We start from the raw sequence: 15,284 nt of genomic DNA, 5'->3' as shown, positions 1-15,284 counted from the left end.
TCTGATGGGACAGAAACGCGTGCTGCGAACCAGCGCGGCCCTTACCGCTTTGCTCACTGCTTCACCAGTCTTCGCGCAAGACAGCGCAACCGAAGAAGATCTGTTGACGCTCGAGCCAATCACAATCTCAGCCTATCGCAGCAATGCCGACACCTCGACTATTCCGGGGACGGTTCAGGTCATTACATCAAACGATATCGAACAGCGTATCCTTCAGGGCGAGTCCCTCGAGCAGATATTGTCGGATTTCGTGCCCGGTCTCAGCGTGTCGAATGGCACGGTGTCCGGGGCCAGCCAGACGCTGCGTGGGCGAAACATCCAGATTCTGATTGATGGGGTAGCGCGTACAAGTGAACTGCGGGGCTTCGACCGCGAACTGGCTTTGGTTGATGTCAATTCAGTCGAACGGATTGAGATCGTCAAAGGATCGAATGCCCAATACGGGAATGGTGCTACTGGCGGTACGATCAATATCGTGACCAAGCGAGCAGGTGATGCCACCCAAACAACAGTATTTACCCGATTGTCGGCACAGGGAGAAAGCGTATCAGACTCGTTGGGATACGAGATCTTTGCCGCTCATGATCAGCGTGTCGACAATATCGGCCTGCGGCTTGAACTGAGTGCTGAAAGCATCGGTGATCGTTTTGACGGGGCAGGGCGACGGCTCCCGTCGGACCCGCTTGTGGGTCAAGGCGGTGGGGATAACAGCGATATCTACTCGCTGGGACTGGCTGCTGATTACGAAGTGGGCTCGCATCGGTTCGACCTGCGCTTTGACGCTAACCGCTTCAAACAGAACCCGGATTTCTTCACTGATTATCTGACTGATCCGGTCAGCGTTGATACGGCTCAACCCTATACCGGTCAGCCGATCAAGGATGAAACACAGGCTTTGACGCTGCGCTATCTGAATTCCGATCTGGCAATTGGTGAGCTTGAGATTCAGGGCTACTACACCGACAATAAACGAACCGCGGCTTTTGTACCTGCTGGTGTTGCCAACCCGCTATACTATCCGGTTTCCCCTACTAACCCACGGCAGAATCCCAACGCGCAAACCCGTCTGGATACAACCACTTATGGTATTCGCACCACAGTGCGCAGCGATCTGAGCCAGCTTGCGTCCGGAGCGAAACTGACCTGGGGCGTTGATATCGGCAAAGACGATGTCAATCAGGCATTGCTGGATGGGACCGAAGTCATTGCCCCAATGGATCAACGCAGCATTGCCGCCTTTGCGCAGTTTGACATTCCGCTTGGTGAGAAGTTCGATCTGTCGGGTGGTGTTCGCTATGAACGCTTCGACCTGTCGGTTCAGAATTTCGTTCGTCCTGACGTCGTCCAGTTGACGCCAGCGGGTGCGCGCCCATTGCCAGCGGTAAACGTCACAGGCGGAAACTTTGACTACGATGCGACGGTCTTTAACTTCGGCGGTGTCTATCATCTGACTCCGAGTACCGAGATATTCGCTGGTTTCTCTCAGGGTTTCTCTCTGCCGGACGTAGGCGCGTTTACCCGTCGTGCGATGGCATCTAACCCTCTCGTTCCTGGTCAGACCGTATCCTATGCTGCGATCGGACCCGAGGCTCAGATTGTCGACACCTATGAGATCGGGGCCCGTCATACCGGTGGTGCGTTCCGTATCGAAGCGTCGGCATTTTTTGCCAAATCGGACGAGGGCACGGTGTTTAACTCGGCCACCAACGCCATCACGCAGCAGAAGGAGGAAACCTGGGGCGGAGAGATCATCGCGGACTACCAAGTGAACCCTGCCTTCAATGTCGGTCTGTCTGCATCCTTCACCGAAGGTCGTTTCGACAGCAATAACGACGGCGAAGTGGACAGCTGGCTGCCCAACAACCGTATCGCAGCACCGGTCAAAGCAACGCTGTATGGTGATTACGTCTTTGACAATGGCCTGCGTGTGGCGGGGGAGATCGTCTACACCGGCAAGCGGGATAACAAGGGTTACACCGTTGTCGAAGATACAACCACGGTCAACGCGCGTCTGGCGAAACAGATTGGTCTGGGCGAATTCAGCTTTGCTGTCGACAATCTGTTCGACACCAATCAGTTGAACCCGACAGCCAGCTCGGTTCGCACAAACCCACTGACCGGTCAGGATATTCCTGTGGCGGCCGAGGGGCGCAGGTTCTGGGCAGGATACTCGGTGACTTTCTGACCTGACGGCTCTGCACCATCTAAATCGATACAGCCGCCGTATTCTTACGGCGGCTGTTTTCTATACGAAGCTGTCGTAGCTTCACGGTGATTGTCGTTCAGCGTGGTTCTAGCCTGATCAAAACGGAAAAACTAAATTTGTTACCCTGCAGGTTTTTAGGCGCCTTCGGGAACCGCCCGGCACGGGTTACTGCCTTCAGGGCAGCGTCATCCAAGGCCGCGATGCCTGAAGATTTTCGGATGCCATGGCTTAACAGCTTTCCATCGCGTGATACGTGCAGCTCGATGGTTACACCACCGCTGGCTTTGGTTCCGCGCGGAATGCGCTTGCTCCGGTCTATACGCGCCCGGATTTTCGCGCCCCATACAGCCTGCAGCTTCGCGTTCTGGCCCGGGTTGCCGGTAGTCGCGTTGGCGCTTCCTGTCCCTGCCTGCGCCGCTCCGCCCGACCCGGCTGCCACCTCTTTTTTTCGACCGGATGATGTTGTCTTGGCTTTCTGGGCTTGCTCAGGCTTAGCCTCTGGCGGTCGGGGCTTTGGCCGCGTGTCAGATGATACCTTGATTTCGGGTTCAGGTATTGGGGGCAGGGGCGGCGGTTGGATCGCGTCCGGATTGAAATCATTCAGGCTGTCTGGTGGCGGTGCCGCCAATCGCATTTCTGGACGAGCGGCCGGGCTTGTATCTATTTGCGGAATGGTGGTCGCCAACGAGGTCGGTTCCCTCGGTGCAGTCAGTGGTGTTTGAATTTCCGGCACCGTGACAGGCGGACGCTCCCAGGTTTCGACCATCTCAGCGACAGTGGCCGCGGCGGCCTTTATGGAAACTATGGCTTCACCACCGTTACCGCCGGATTGCTGGCTGGACTCTGGTCTCTGCGCAAAGGCCAGCACATGCACCATCAGGGCGAGGGCGACAAATGCAAAGATCTCCAGCGTATGTTTCATTGCGAAGTCACAATCAATTCAACGCGGCTCAGACCAGCGGATGTGAGGTCTTTCAACAATTTGGCCAGTACACTCGCCTCCAGCTCGGCATCCGCACGGAGTTGAATGATCGGATCCGCCTCGCTGATGCTCACGAGTGCTTGCAGAGCCGCCTCGGCCTCAAGCCCCTCAAATGAGATTTTTCCAGACTTGTCGACATACAGGATGCGTTCGACCTGCGGCTCCGTTTCAGAACCGGCATGGGGCGGGGTAACTTCGAATGGTTCGGGTTTGGCCAGGTTCGAGGTCATCAGAAAAAAGATGAGCAGCAAGAAAACCACGTTGATCATTGGAACGATGGATTCAGATCGCTGTCTGGTCGGGGGTGGTGAAAAGTCCATCATGTCACTCGACCAAAACCACTGAAACATACCCGGCTTGCCGCAGGTTTTCGGTCACCGTAACAATACGTTGCAGGGTTGCACTGTCCTTGCCGCGCAGCACCAGCATGTCGGATGGAGATTGCATCAGCGGTGCAAGCGATTGGGCAATGTCGTTGGTTTCTATGCCGTTAAGCGTTATGCGATCCGGGTATACATCGATTAGGCGCGGTGGGCCGGTGTAGTCTCCGCCTGAGCCAACCAACGGCAACGGTAGCATGGCGTCCGCGCCGAACCGCGATGCCAGCATGAAAAAGACCAGCAGCAGAAACACCACATCGATCATCGGCGTGAGACTTGGTTTGCGCCGGGGTCTGGCTGGCGGTGCGAATTGCATGCGTCTACTCCGCCGCCAGTCTGATCTCTTCGGGTTGTTGGGAAACAAACAACCGGGTTGCTCCATCCTCGACATCTCGACGAATGCGGTCGATCACGGCTTCGAACCACGTAAGTGCCGCCGATGCGGGAATTGCAACTGCCATACCTGCAGCCGTTGTCAAAAGCGCTTCCCAGATGCCGCCGGCCAACAGCGCAGGATCGGCGCGGTTTCCAGCCTGCTGAAGAGCTTGAAACGCAGCAATCATACCCAGAACGGTACCGAGAAGACCCAGCAGTGGTGCAATGGTCGCGATCAGTTCCAGGGCCCGAAGGCCAGTTCCGGCCTGTGCAATCTCACGCTTGGCGACCCGGGCGGTTTCTTCTCTTGCGCGGTCTTCCGACAGTTTGCGGATCGAACGGATGGCATGGGCCACCACTTTCGAGCGAATGCCTCTGCGGCCGCTGACAGTGGACAAAGCGCCTTCGGTGTCGCCGGCTTCGAATTTCGCAACAGCTTGCCCGGCTTTTCCTCGTGACCACGCCCCGATCAGGGCCAGACGCCAGATCTTCCACAGTATCAGCGCCAGAGTAACGACCGACAGGGCGGCAATTGCCCAGATCGACGGTCCACCGTTCTTGAGGAATTCTGCTGCCTTGCCGGATGCATTCTGAGCAGTCAGCCAAATGTCTGCCTCCTGCGGGATTTGAGCCTGCGCACTTTGGATGCCTGAGTCAGCTTCTAAAGTGTCGGTTTCAAGAGCGGTATCCGCAGGTAGTTCTTCCAATGCCGATGCTGGATTGCCAGCCAACGGTGCAGGCGCATCGCCTTCGGGTGTGTCTTGAGGAATTGCCGCCACACTGGGCGGAGCTTGCAGCGAACTCGGAAGTTCCGGCGTTGTCGGTGCGGCCGTGCTTTGGGCAAAACCTGCTACGGGAATGGCGAGGAAAGCAGCCAGTATGATCGAGTTGGTTTTCATAAGTGGCTCCAGTAGGCCGAAGGGTGTTGCGGGGTGGCGGAGTCACCTGAGACTGGCGAGATCACCCCGGATGTCAGCACAAGACGCCGAGCGACCAAGATCCCGCCGGCTTCAATTGAGTTTTCTGTGAGTTGGCTGAATTGCGGTACATGAAAGCGCAATCTGGCTTGGGTCTTCAGACCCGGTTTATAATTCCGTAGAATTCCCGTATGATTTTGTCAACATTGGTAAATTCCAATTACCTCAGTGGCCACTTGCCGCTCAAGTGGCTCAGTCTGTGGTGCTCGGCTGGCTCCAATATGCGGCGATATAGGCACGCGCTGAATCGCCATTCTCTGCCTTGTATTCTGCCCGTACCCGTTGAACATCGGCCTTTTCGCAGGCAAACCACAGAAAGTGGTCCGGAAACTCTTTCATGGCGGTCAGGGCAATATCCGCCAGGCTGTGTTCGTCTTTCCGATCCAGCCAGGTGATAGACACACCTGGTGGTGCGGTCAGCGAATAGGCGCAGTTGGTCCCGTTTTCTGTAAGTGCTGTTACATGCCCTAACGTGTCTGTAGGCAGAGCCTCAAGGATACGCGCCATCGCGGGCAAGGCGGTCTCATCTGCGAACATCAGAATTCGATTGGTTTCAGGAATCCCGCCCCCTCCTGGCCCTACAACAGCAACCTGCGCGCCAAGCTCAACACTCCGGGCCCATTCCGTCACGCGACCACCTTCGTGGATGAAAACGTCGAAATCCATCAGCCCCTGTGCATGGTCGATCCAGCGCGTCGTATAGACTGGGCGATGCAGGGCTTTGTCACCCTTTGGCCATACCGTTGCACCGCTTTCGGAGACGTAAGGCCATTCGACATTTACGGAGTCTTTGGGCGGCAGAACGATGCGAAAGTGGATGGCGTCATCCTTAAAACTGGACAATCCGCGGGCTTTGACCCGGACCCGGACAAAAGACGTGCCAACCGGCGTGACGGCCTGAACCGTCGCAAAGTGGAAATTGGGTGGCAGACCCCCAGCTTGATCCGCATCAGACCAACGAATTTTCTCTTCAACGCCGGGTAGGAAATGGGCCAGGTGTTCGACCAGTTGCTCTTTGAGCATGAACAACCAATCTTGCTTGGCTGCCGTTACTTTGAATGTGACACCGCCATTGGCAGCCTCAAAACAGTAGCAGCCGAACGGGGTTTCCAGCGTCACCCGCGTGTCCTCGTTTTCGAGAACGGGCAGATCGTGTTCTTTCGCCTCGTGCAGCATGATCTGCCGCATGGCGTTGAAGTCCAGTTCTGTAACATGTGTTTCGGCATTCAGTGAAAAGTCGGGCCGGATTGTCATAGGAATCTCCTCTCAGGCCGGAATGACATGGGGTGAGCCGTGAACGGGATCGGCGATCACGGTGCACGGCAGGGCAAAGACGCTGTCCATATTCGCCTCGGTGATCACCTCTGCCGGAGATCCTGCGCGATGCACGCGACCATCTTTCAACGCGATGATGTGATCGGCGAACCGGGCGGCAAGGTTGATATCATGCAGAACCATTGCCACGGTTCGCCCGGTTTCGCGGTTGAGTTTCTGAACCAAAGTCAGCAGTTCGATCTGGTGCGGCAGGTCGAGATAGGTGGTCGGCTCGTCCAGCAGCAGGATGTCGGTGTCCTGCGCCAACGCCATCGCGATCCAGGCCCGTTGCCTTTGACCCCCTGACAGGGCCTCAAGAGGTCGACCGGCATTGTGTGCCATACCGGTTTGCTCAAGTGCGGTCTCAACAGCAGTTGCATCCTCGTGCGACCACTGCTTAAGCGCGGATTGGTGTGGGGTGCGTCCCCGAATAACCAAGTCGCGGACCAGTAATCCTTCGGGCGCGGTGGGCATCTGCGGCAGGATTGCTAGACGCCGTGCCACGGATCGGCTGTTCTGCTTGTGAATGGCTTTGCCATCCAGAACGACCTGCCCCTTGTTGACCGGCTGCAGCCGGGCCAATGACCGCAGAAGTGTGGACTTTCCGCAGGCATTGGGCCCGACAATCACGGTCAACTTGCCGTCTGGTATGTCAGTGTGCAGTTCTTTCAGCACAGGTGTTTTGCCGAATGAAACTGATATGTCTCGTGCCGAAAGGCGACAAAGCTGGGTCATGTCTAAAGTGTCCCTTTCTTGAATTGGACGAGCAGCAGCCACATCAGGACGGGCGCGCCGATGATGGCGGTGAAAACTCCGGTGGGCAGGTGAACAAGTGGAACCGAGCGGGCTGCCATATCGGCCAGCAAAGTCACCAGCGCACCGACAATTGCGGCTTGTAGCAGCGCTGGCTTACCCTGGCGCACAAGGCGTCTGGAGATCGGGCCGGACACAAAAGCCACAAACGGCAGCGGCCCGGCGACACTGACGGCAAGCGCCACTAATGCGACGGCCGTTGCGGTGATCGCAAGACGCATAGAGGACAGCGCAACGCCCAGCCCATTTGCAATATCGTCTGCCATTGCCAGCCGGGTCAGGGGGAATTGCAGCCAAAGCGAGAGGGGCAAAAGGACGGCCAACCCGACCCAAATCAGCTGAACATCCGCCCAATTGCGTGCGTTAAGTGACCCGACCAACCACTTTGCCATTTCGGCAGCGGTTAGGGCGTCCAGCTTGGTCATAAGAAGATCAGCCCCGGCTGAGAGGGTCAGACTGGCCCCGATCCCTACGAGGATCAGTCGATAGGGGTGCAAACCGTCTTTCCAGGCAAGACCGATCACCACCAGTGCGGTCACGACACCGCCTATCAAAGCACCAAACAGAACAAATCCGCCTGTCAGGATCATGGCCAGCAGAGCACCACAACTGGCCCCGGCGCTGAACCCGATCACGTCAGGCGAAGCCAACGGGTTGCGCAGCATGGTTTGGAACATTGATCCAGCCAAACCAAACGCCGCGCCGGCTCCGATTGCGGTCAGGATTCTGGGCAACCGGTGATCCAGAACAATCATCCGCTGAATTCCCTCGGCATGACCAAGTACGGCTTGGCCGATCTGCGAGATGTTGAGGGGATAAGCTCCGAGGTGAAGCGCAGAAAGAAGCGCAACGACCAACAGAGAAACCAGGCATAGGCTAACAGTGATTGCACGTGCTGGCAGGTGCATCGACAGGAAAGGCAGACGAAGGATCATAGCTTGCGAACTCCGTTGCGGCGCACCAGCCAGATCAATACCGGGCCACCGATCAGGGCCGACATGACACCGGCTTGCATGTTGCCGCCAAACAGGGGCAGCCGCCCCAGCAGGTCAGCGGCAACCATCAGCGCGGCTCCGATGCTGGCGGAAAACACCAGCATCCAGCGCATATCAGCACCTGCGATCCAGCGCGCGATATGAGGGACAATCAGGCCCACAAACGCAATTGGACCGGCCATTGAAACTGTCGCGCCACACAGAATGACGATTGCCAGTCCGATCAGGATTTGGGCCAGGCCGACCCGGACGCCCAGACTGCGTGCGGTATCCGTCCCCAGCATCAGGGCGTTCAGAACAAAGCTTGCCAGCAACGACAGGACGATGCCGACCGCAAAGAAGGGCAACAGAGCGGTGATTGTTCCAAAGTCGATGCCATCGAAGCCGCCAAGAACCCAGAACCGGTACACGTCCAGCGTCTGCTGGCTGACCAAGAGGAGTGATCGGCTGAGTGCCAGAAACAATGCGGAAACTGCAGCCCCGGCAAGGATCAGTCGTGCAGGGTTCGCCTGATTGCCGCCACCCAGCAAAAACACCAAAAGAGAAGCGATGAATGCGCCACCGAGTGCAACCCAGACAAAGGCGGCGGGATCCGTGATGCCCAACACCAAAACACAGAGCACGACACCCATAGAGGCACCGGCATTCACGCCCAGGAAACCCGGGTCCGCCAGCGGATTGCGTGTCATGCCCTGCATGAGTGCTCCGGCCATTCCCAGAGAGGCCCCGGCCAGAACGGCCCCGACCAGCCTTGGAGCCCGGATCTCGCGGAGTACGATCTGATCGGGGTTCAGGGGTTCAAATGCGGTTAAGGCTGACCAGATGCTTCCCCAGCTTATCGGCCTCAGGCCAAAACGCAGGGCAAATACGGACAAAACAATCAGCCCCAACACCGACAAGCCAAGCCACATGCCTCGGGCGTCGGTGTTGGGGGCTTCCGAGGGAACGGAAGTCGTATGCGCCGTCATCTCAGAACTCCTCAGGTAAAATGCCTGCATCGCGTGAGGACGGAACCACGGTTGCCGGGTCACCATCCATCGCGGCCTCAAGCAGCGGGACGAGTTTATCCAGGGCGTAATCCAGACTCAGCGGGCTGGAATGCGAGAGTGCTGCTGACAGCAGCGGATCAGAATAAACCTCGCGCCCCTCTTTGTAGGCGCGCATGGTTGGGCGCAGTGGCATCCGGTTCAGGGCCGATGCAGAACTGCCCCCGTCGATCCACACCAGCGTATCAACATCGATCGGTGACAGGTCCTCAGCCGGGATCAGGACGTATGAGATGTCCAGCGCCCCGCGGTTGTTCACAGCTTCTGGTACAACAAACCCGAGGTCCTCGAGAAACTTCCCGCGAATATCCCGGTTTGTGTATGCGCCTGCTTGGCCCGCCCAAACCATGACCGAGGAGGCACCCTGCCACTCTGGATGCGCGTCACGGATTTCCTGGAACCGATCCTGCAGGCGCGTGATCTGGGCCTCGGCCTCTGCAGATTTTCCAGTTGCCAGCCCCACAGTGCGATGCATCTCCTGCCATGACATGCCGTGGTCGCCATATCCAGCAGCAGGCGGAACAGTTGGCGCGATTTGTGACAATAGCGAATAGTCGCGTTCAGTCATGCCCGACCATTGACCCATAATCAGGTCGGGTTTCATGGCAGCGATCTGCTCAATATTGATTTCGCCCTGCATGACAATGGGTTGCGCATCGCCAAGGGCTTCGTGCCCCCAGGCCCAGACTCCGTAGGGGTCGGTCCCGTACCACTTTCGCAGGGCATAGGGTTTAAGCCCCAAAGCAAGCAGAAAGTCATGGCCGATAAAGCTGAGCGATACGATCTTCTTCGGCTCGCTTTCGATCCGGGTCGTTCCGTACTTATGTTCGATTTCGACCGGAAATGAATCGGCACTCGACCCGACGGGGCAGAGTGCCAATGCAATACAGGTCAACAGTTTTTGCAGCATCTTTGGACCTTTGAAAGAAAGACCCGGGCGGCATCGTGTCCGCCCGGGTTGGAGTAGAGTTAGAAGCGGCGGCTTAGCGTCAGCTCGACCGAGCGACCTGCGCCATAGGCGCACCCGCCTGCCTGCGACGCATTGATCGCGGGGAACAGAGCGAGAATGCCGGTGTTGTCGATCTGGCAGTAGCTTACGTATTCCTTGTCCGCGAGGTTGCGGGCTGCCAGCGTTGTTACCCAACCGTTCTTTTCATAGGTCAAAGAGGCGTCATAAACCGTCACGCCGCCGACTTTGAAAGCAGCTGTATTGGCGTTGTCCGAGAAACGCTCGCCGGTGTAGCGCGCGCCCAGTCCCAGACGCAGACCGGGTGCCTGAGCAACCTCATAGGCCAGCCACAACGAGGCAGAATGTTCCGGGATCCGTGCCAGGCGGTTGCCTTGGTTGGTCGCGTTCTTGGTGATTTTCGCGTCGATGTAGTTGTACGCACCCAAAATCGACAGGCCATTTCCGAACGCATAGTTTGCTTCGACTTCGATCCCTTTCGACTTGACTTCGCCAACCTGTTCAAACGCTCCGGGACGTCCGGCAACGGCCTGAGGTGTGTTCTTCTTGGTGATATCGAAATACGCGACCGACAACAGCGAGTTGGTGCCGAGTGGACGGAATTTCGTACCAACCTCCCAGGAGTTTGACTGTTCAACATCCAATTGCTTGCCCGCGACGTCGACGCCAGCCGGAGGCAGGTTAAACGATCGCGCAAGCGAGCCGTAGAAGCTCAACCCGTTGTCAAGGTTGTAGGACGCAGCCAGATTCCCGCTGGTAAAGTTCCGCTTGTTATCCAGATCGGTGGTCGTATTGGGAACGAATGGCAGCGGTGACACGGTGCCGGCTGTTCCGCTGATATCGACCCAATCGTGGCGCAGGCCCGCATCAACGATCAGGTTGTTGCCGATTTCAAAATTACCGAGCAGATACAGGCCTGTTTGCTTGATGTTTTGGGAAATCGAATTGGTGACCAAAGGACCTGTGGGGATACCCGGAGGGGTGATAATTGAGTTGTTTTGGAACAGATTAACGCCACCAAACGCGTATGACTGTGTCCCGTCATAGTCGCTTTGATAGTAGTCCAGACCACCGATGACAGTTGCATTCACGTTGCCAAATGAGAACTCTTTCGAAATCGCGTTGTCGAATGTCGCCTGCTTGGCTTTGTTGTCGACGTCGAAGTTGACCAAAACCGCTGCGTCAATCGCATTCGGAACCGGCGGGCGACCGGCAAGGATCGCCGATGAGAAGAAGGCCGCAGCATAACCGGTGTTGTTGGTCCAGTCGTTGTCGGCATACCGCGCACGCGACCGGAAGGTGAAACCATCCCCGAATGCATGATCGAATTCATAACCAATGTAATTCTGGGTCGTTTCTATATCGTTGCGGCTAGGATTGTTCGAATAGAAATCGTTGCCGTAGTGGCGCACGGGGTTCGGCAATTGCGACCCGTATTGCGGAACCAGAATGTATGAATCCGGCACCTTGTCTTTCTGATACTGTGCAAAGACCGTCAGATTGGTTGCGTCCGTCGGTTTCCAGGTAACGGATGGTGCAAAGTAAAGGCGGCTCTGGTCTGTTTCTTCATATTGGGTGCCTGTTTCCCCACCCAGGAATACAAAGCGATATGCCAGTTCATCAGATGCAGCCGCATTGATATCGACGCCAAGCTCGACACCGCCATAGGCCGAAGCACGCGCCATAAGCTCAGTGCTGTTTTCAAATTTGGGACGTTTGGTGATCGAGTTGACCAACCCGCCTGGTTGGCTTGCCCCATACAGGCTTGAGGTTGCACCGCGTAGAACTTCGATCCGTTCAAGACCAAAGGTTTCTGTCCGCCAACCTGCAAACCCATAAAGACGCAGTGGCATGCCATCGCGATAGCTGTTTGAATTCTGTACTTCGAAACCCCGAATGGCAAATTGGTCGAAGCGACCGTCTACGCCAAATGTCTGTGCGGTTACACCGGGTGTATATGAGATCGCTTCTTCAATGGTGGTTGCACCTTGATCGTCGATCTGCTGTGGGGTGATGACGCTGATCGCGCGCGGTGTTGTTGCAACGTCTGCCGGAAGCCCGCGCGTGGCGCTGACAGCTGCCTCTGCCGCATAGCCTTCGACGTTATCCAGTGCGCTGGTCTGACCACCCTCGATGGTGATCGGCTCCAGCACGACTTCGTCTGTTGCGGTCTGAGCCTGCAGCGGTTGCGCGGCCAAACCTACTGTTACCACAAGTGGCCCTGCCGCCAGAACCTTGCTTCGTGTTGACATATTCCGTCTCCAAGCGCCGACAGGCGACGCCGGCGCATTATGTGTTCAAAACACAAAAGCTTTCCCGGTCTGGCTTGGGTGTTTTCACCTCTGCCCGGGTTCGCTGTCCCACATTTTTTGGCTGGACTTTGCGTCGCCGAGGCGGTGACTTGGTCTTGCTTCTTGGCATGCAATGCACGCTCTGGCAGTGGCGTAAAATTCTAGAGTGATTTTGTCAAGTTTACGTGAAGCGTTTCTAGGTATAGTTGACGTAAGGGACAATGCATTGAGACAGAAATGCTGCAGCTGGCCTGGGCAGGGCTGCTGCCAAGTCGTTGTGTCGCTCAATGTAGAGTGATCAGAATAGATCCTTTTGCTGAGCAACCGAACTACTTCAGGATCTTGTTTACTTCTCGAATACCAGCTGCATTCGCGCGCTCTTTTCGATTATGATCTTACCCGTGACGCTGTTTGAAAAAAGAACCTTGTCACGGTTGGGCTATCGCTCCGCTCAGATAACATGACGTCCCGGGTATTTCCTGCTTTGTCGACCGCGCAACACAGATACATTCACCTGCCGCGTGCACGCAGGTAAGTCACATTAATTTACAGGGAATCCTGTGTTGGACCTTTCATCAATTGTGCTCGAGCTGCGGTCAGCGATGCGTAATTTACAATCCACCTGTTGAGAGTCGCGTGGTCAGCCTGCAAACCGCGTTTTGCCGTGATCTGTTCCAGAATACGATAGGACGCCGTGTCTCGCAGATAGAAGTACACAGTTTACAGAAGTACATCCTTGGAAATAGGCAGTCTCTCAACAAGAGCAGACGTCAGAATGCGCATGTTCGTCAAAAAGATCCCAAAGCTTGAGGCACATCCTGAATCGTGCCGCTCAGCCGAAATCAATGGATCCTGCCCCTAGAAACAACTTGTACACAGCGGGCCTGAGACGTTACCCGTAAACCCACGACCCGCAGCATGATTGTGCATTGGTGCTGTTCAACTAACTAACTCAGGCTTAATTATCATGGCTATACCCGATACGCTGGCTGCGCGATTGATCGAAGTCACCAAGAACAACAACTTGGGTGGTCACTTTCTCATGCTCGGGCGACAGCGTTGGATTGGAACGCGCAAGGGTAAGGCAGCCAAGTTGCTGGCAGATACGATTGGCACCTATTTGCCCGGAAAATCTGAAGAGGACCTGAAAAATCCGAACGATGCCTATTCTGAGCAATTTTTCAAAGCGCTTGGATACGACCAGGTCGACTCTCTGGACTTTTCTGAATTTGAAAATGCCAGCATCATTCAGGATCTAGGCGCAGAGCTGGACCCTGCCTTGCACGAACGCTTTGACGTGATCTATGACGGCGGCACATGTGAGCACATTTTTGAGTTGCCTACCGCCTATCGCAATATCCATAAAATGCTGAAAAAGGGTGGTGTCCTAATCGCGCATTCACCGTGCAATAACTGGATCAATCACTCATTTTATCAGATCAATCCCGAAATGGTTTACGGGTTTTGGGAAAAAGCCATGGGTTATGAACTGTTGAGCCTTATCCTTCAGCCCCTGCTGCCAAATTTCTCTGACAGAGTGGTAACCACGACCAATCCCAACGTCACAGGTGTGCGCCCACGCCTCAAGGGAAAGCTACCTCAGAACTCCCCAATTATGATGTGTTATGCAGTTCGAAAACCATTCGACACAGAAGGGAAAGGGGTCGCGTATCAGACGGACTATATGGAAAAGTGGCAGGGTTGAGGAATAGGACTCATTGGTCTGACTGAAGCGCGCCAGCTTTTCGTTCGGCATCCCAGCGGAACAGCAATCGTTTCAACATGGCGATTTTGCCTGAATGCACCTTATCATCACGATCGAGACGCTCACCACCGTTGATCAGTTGCCTCATGCGGTACGGACGTTTCCCGGACACTATTCCATCCAGCTGAGCGGGTAGCAGCCCGGCGGCGGCGCAAGCTTTGACCCAGGCCTCATCAAGTGATGGCGGCGGGTTCTGTTCCGAAGATATGCACCAACTGTGCTCGAACCGCGTCATGATATAGTCCAGTACTGGAATGTGTGGATGCCTGCGATCCGATTTGTACGGCATCTTGAAGACATCCGTGACCAGTTCATAGGAAGGCCAGTAAAACAGTTTGCCCTCTGCTTTATGCGCGCGCACCACCTCATCAATGGCAACACGCAGCGAGGCCTTGGAAACTGAATTGGAAGTTATACAGGAATTGTCGCGAAAGGTTGCGATCAGCGGTATCGGTGACAAGGTAACGATTACTTTCGCATCTGGACGATGCTTGCGGATCAGCTGGTAGATCGCGTCAATATTCTGGCGATTTTCCTCCACACTGGCGACCCGGAACTTGTGACGGGATGGATCATAAACGTCCTTTGGGATCGTGCGCCAAAAGACATTGCCCGTGGGCTCGTCGTACCAAACTTCACTCAACCCGAAGGTCAGGATGAAGACGTCTGTTTTGTCAAACAGCTCTTTGGTTTGCGCCTGTGCCACAGGGTCATAGCCATATTCTTCTGCCTTGTACCCATGCCAAAGAACCTGCGAGAAAACCTTGTTTTCCCAAGCCCATTCAAACTGTTGGCGAATTACGAACGAGTTAACCATCCCTTCGCCGCAACTAACTACATAGGCACGCTTGGCCTCTTCGCCTTGGGTCAGAACCCGAAAATTCCGTTTTGACAGCCAATTTGAGATATTCGCCGCAAAACAAGAACCGAAAGCCGTTATCTGGGTTTCCGGGGTTATATACGGAGTATCTGGTTGCCACCCTTTTAAAACAAATGTCTCCACGGCTTCTTCATCGACCATTTGTAGGGCTGTCGGGTTGAAATTTGTATGTTCGCCCCGAAACCAGGTTCTAAACTCTGAGCCATCTTTCGTCGTGGACTGGAAGTTGTGAGAAATTGCCTTTTTAGTCATCCAGACACGCCCTGATCGCCGAAAAAAACACCTGCCCAAGG

At 55.6% G+C, this 15,284-nt stretch carries 13 protein-coding genes; 2 read left to right on the top strand and 11 right to left on the bottom strand.

Annotation, left to right across the window (positions count from 1 at the left end):
- Nucleotides 1–4: 4 nt before the first annotated feature.
- On the top strand, nucleotides 5–2,185 hold the full coding sequence (locus GOX61_RS13705; protein ID WP_170334531.1) for a TonB-dependent receptor: 2,181 nt from the start codon (nucleotides 5–7) through the stop codon (nucleotides 2,183–2,185).
- A 97-nt stretch (nucleotides 2,186–2,282) separates the two neighbouring features.
- Here GOX61_RS13705 and GOX61_RS13700 read toward each other — a convergent pair whose 3' ends face one another.
- From GOX61_RS13700 to GOX61_RS13655, 10 genes are all read right to left on the bottom strand, one after another.
- Nucleotides 2,283–3,128, bottom strand: a complete 846-nt coding sequence (locus GOX61_RS13700; RefSeq protein ID WP_170334529.1) for a TonB family protein — start codon at nucleotides 3,126–3,128, stop codon at nucleotides 2,283–2,285.
- Entirely contained in the window at nucleotides 3,125–3,508 is a 384-nt protein-coding gene (locus GOX61_RS13695; protein ID WP_170334911.1) for an ExbD/TolR family protein, read from the bottom strand. The genes GOX61_RS13700 and GOX61_RS13695 overlap by 4 nt, the downstream gene beginning before the upstream one ends.
- Before the next feature lie 4 nt (nucleotides 3,509–3,512).
- Complete coding sequence (locus GOX61_RS13690; protein ID WP_170334527.1) at nucleotides 3,513–3,884, bottom strand: ExbD/TolR family protein; 372 nt, start codon at nucleotides 3,882–3,884, stop codon at nucleotides 3,513–3,515.
- Between the two features lie 4 nt (nucleotides 3,885–3,888).
- A complete protein-coding gene (locus GOX61_RS13685) occupies nucleotides 3,889–4,842 on the bottom strand; it encodes a MotA/TolQ/ExbB proton channel family protein (RefSeq protein WP_170334525.1) in 954 nt (317 codons plus the stop codon).
- A 270-nt stretch (nucleotides 4,843–5,112) separates the two neighbouring features.
- Nucleotides 5,113–6,174, bottom strand: a complete 1,062-nt coding sequence (locus GOX61_RS13680; RefSeq protein ID WP_170334523.1) for a siderophore-interacting protein — start codon at nucleotides 6,172–6,174, stop codon at nucleotides 5,113–5,115.
- Between the two features lie 12 nt (nucleotides 6,175–6,186).
- A complete protein-coding gene (locus GOX61_RS13675; RefSeq protein ID WP_170334522.1) occupies nucleotides 6,187–6,969 on the bottom strand; it encodes an ABC transporter ATP-binding protein in 783 nt (260 codons plus the stop codon).
- A gap of 2 nt (nucleotides 6,970–6,971) precedes the next feature.
- On the bottom strand, nucleotides 6,972–7,982 hold the full coding sequence (locus GOX61_RS13670) for a FecCD family ABC transporter permease (protein ID WP_170334520.1): 1,011 nt from the start codon (nucleotides 7,980–7,982) through the stop codon (nucleotides 6,972–6,974).
- Nucleotides 7,979–9,010, bottom strand: coding sequence for a FecCD family ABC transporter permease (locus tag GOX61_RS13665; RefSeq protein ID WP_170334518.1), 1,032 nt, complete (start codon nucleotides 9,008–9,010; stop codon nucleotides 7,979–7,981). The genes GOX61_RS13670 and GOX61_RS13665 overlap by 4 nt, the downstream gene beginning before the upstream one ends.
- A gap of 1 nt (nucleotide 9,011) precedes the next feature.
- The gene (locus tag GOX61_RS13660; protein ID WP_170334517.1) at nucleotides 9,012–9,998 is read right to left on the bottom strand and encodes an iron-siderophore ABC transporter substrate-binding protein; all 987 of its coding nucleotides are present in this window, start codon (nucleotides 9,996–9,998) and stop codon (nucleotides 9,012–9,014) included.
- Between the two features lie 59 nt (nucleotides 9,999–10,057).
- Nucleotides 10,058–12,307: a TonB-dependent siderophore receptor gene (locus GOX61_RS13655; protein WP_170334515.1), complete on the bottom strand. Its 2,250-nt coding sequence runs from the start codon at nucleotides 12,305–12,307 to the stop codon at nucleotides 10,058–10,060.
- A 1,006-nt stretch (nucleotides 12,308–13,313) separates the two neighbouring features.
- Between GOX61_RS13655 and GOX61_RS13650 the strand changes: the two genes are divergently transcribed.
- The gene (locus tag GOX61_RS13650; RefSeq protein WP_170334513.1) at nucleotides 13,314–14,051 is read left to right on the top strand and encodes a class I SAM-dependent methyltransferase; all 738 of its coding nucleotides are present in this window, start codon (nucleotides 13,314–13,316) and stop codon (nucleotides 14,049–14,051) included.
- A 10-nt stretch (nucleotides 14,052–14,061) separates the two neighbouring features.
- Here the strand turns inward: GOX61_RS13650 and GOX61_RS13645 are convergent, their stop codons facing one another.
- The gene (locus tag GOX61_RS13645) at nucleotides 14,062–15,243 is read right to left on the bottom strand and encodes a GSCFA domain-containing protein (RefSeq protein WP_170334512.1); all 1,182 of its coding nucleotides are present in this window, start codon (nucleotides 15,241–15,243) and stop codon (nucleotides 14,062–14,064) included.
- Between the last annotated feature and the right edge of the window lie 41 nt (nucleotides 15,244–15,284).

Origin of the sequence: Ruegeria arenilitoris (assembly GCF_013030265.1) — a bacterium.
GTDB classification, from domain to species: Bacteria; Pseudomonadota; Alphaproteobacteria; order Rhodobacterales; family Rhodobacteraceae; genus Ruegeria; species Ruegeria arenilitoris_E.
This window is presented reverse-complemented; position numbering and strand designations above follow the sequence as displayed.

Coding starts and splice junctions, on each gene's coding strand:
- GOX61_RS13705 (WP_170334531.1), top strand. CDS start 5: ATGGGACAGAAACGCGTGCTGCGAACCAGCGCGGCCCTTACCGCTTTG.
- GOX61_RS13700 (WP_170334529.1), bottom strand. CDS start 3,128: ATGAAACATACGCTGGAGATCTTTGCATTTGTCGCCCTCGCCCTGATG.
- GOX61_RS13695 (WP_170334911.1), bottom strand. CDS start 3,508: ATGGACTTTTCACCACCCCCGACCAGACAGCGATCTGAATCCATCGTT.
- GOX61_RS13690 (WP_170334527.1), bottom strand. CDS start 3,884: ATGCAATTCGCACCGCCAGCCAGACCCCGGCGCAAACCAAGTCTCACG.
- GOX61_RS13685 (WP_170334525.1), bottom strand. CDS start 4,842: ATGAAAACCAACTCGATCATACTGGCTGCTTTCCTCGCCATTCCCGTA.
- GOX61_RS13680 (WP_170334523.1), bottom strand. CDS start 6,174: ATGACAATCCGGCCCGACTTTTCACTGAATGCCGAAACACATGTTACA.
- GOX61_RS13675 (WP_170334522.1), bottom strand. CDS start 6,969: ATGACCCAGCTTTGTCGCCTTTCGGCACGAGACATATCAGTTTCATTC.
- GOX61_RS13670 (WP_170334520.1), bottom strand. CDS start 7,982: ATGATCCTTCGTCTGCCTTTCCTGTCGATGCACCTGCCAGCACGTGCA.
- GOX61_RS13665 (WP_170334518.1), bottom strand. CDS start 9,010: ATGACGGCGCATACGACTTCCGTTCCCTCGGAAGCCCCCAACACCGAC.
- GOX61_RS13660 (WP_170334517.1), bottom strand. CDS start 9,998: ATGCTGCAAAAACTGTTGACCTGTATTGCATTGGCACTCTGCCCCGTC.
- GOX61_RS13655 (WP_170334515.1), bottom strand. CDS start 12,307: ATGTCAACACGAAGCAAGGTTCTGGCGGCAGGGCCACTTGTGGTAACA.
- GOX61_RS13650 (WP_170334513.1), top strand. CDS start 13,314: ATGGCTATACCCGATACGCTGGCTGCGCGATTGATCGAAGTCACCAAG.
- GOX61_RS13645 (WP_170334512.1), bottom strand. CDS start 15,243: ATGACTAAAAAGGCAATTTCTCACAACTTCCAGTCCACGACGAAAGAT.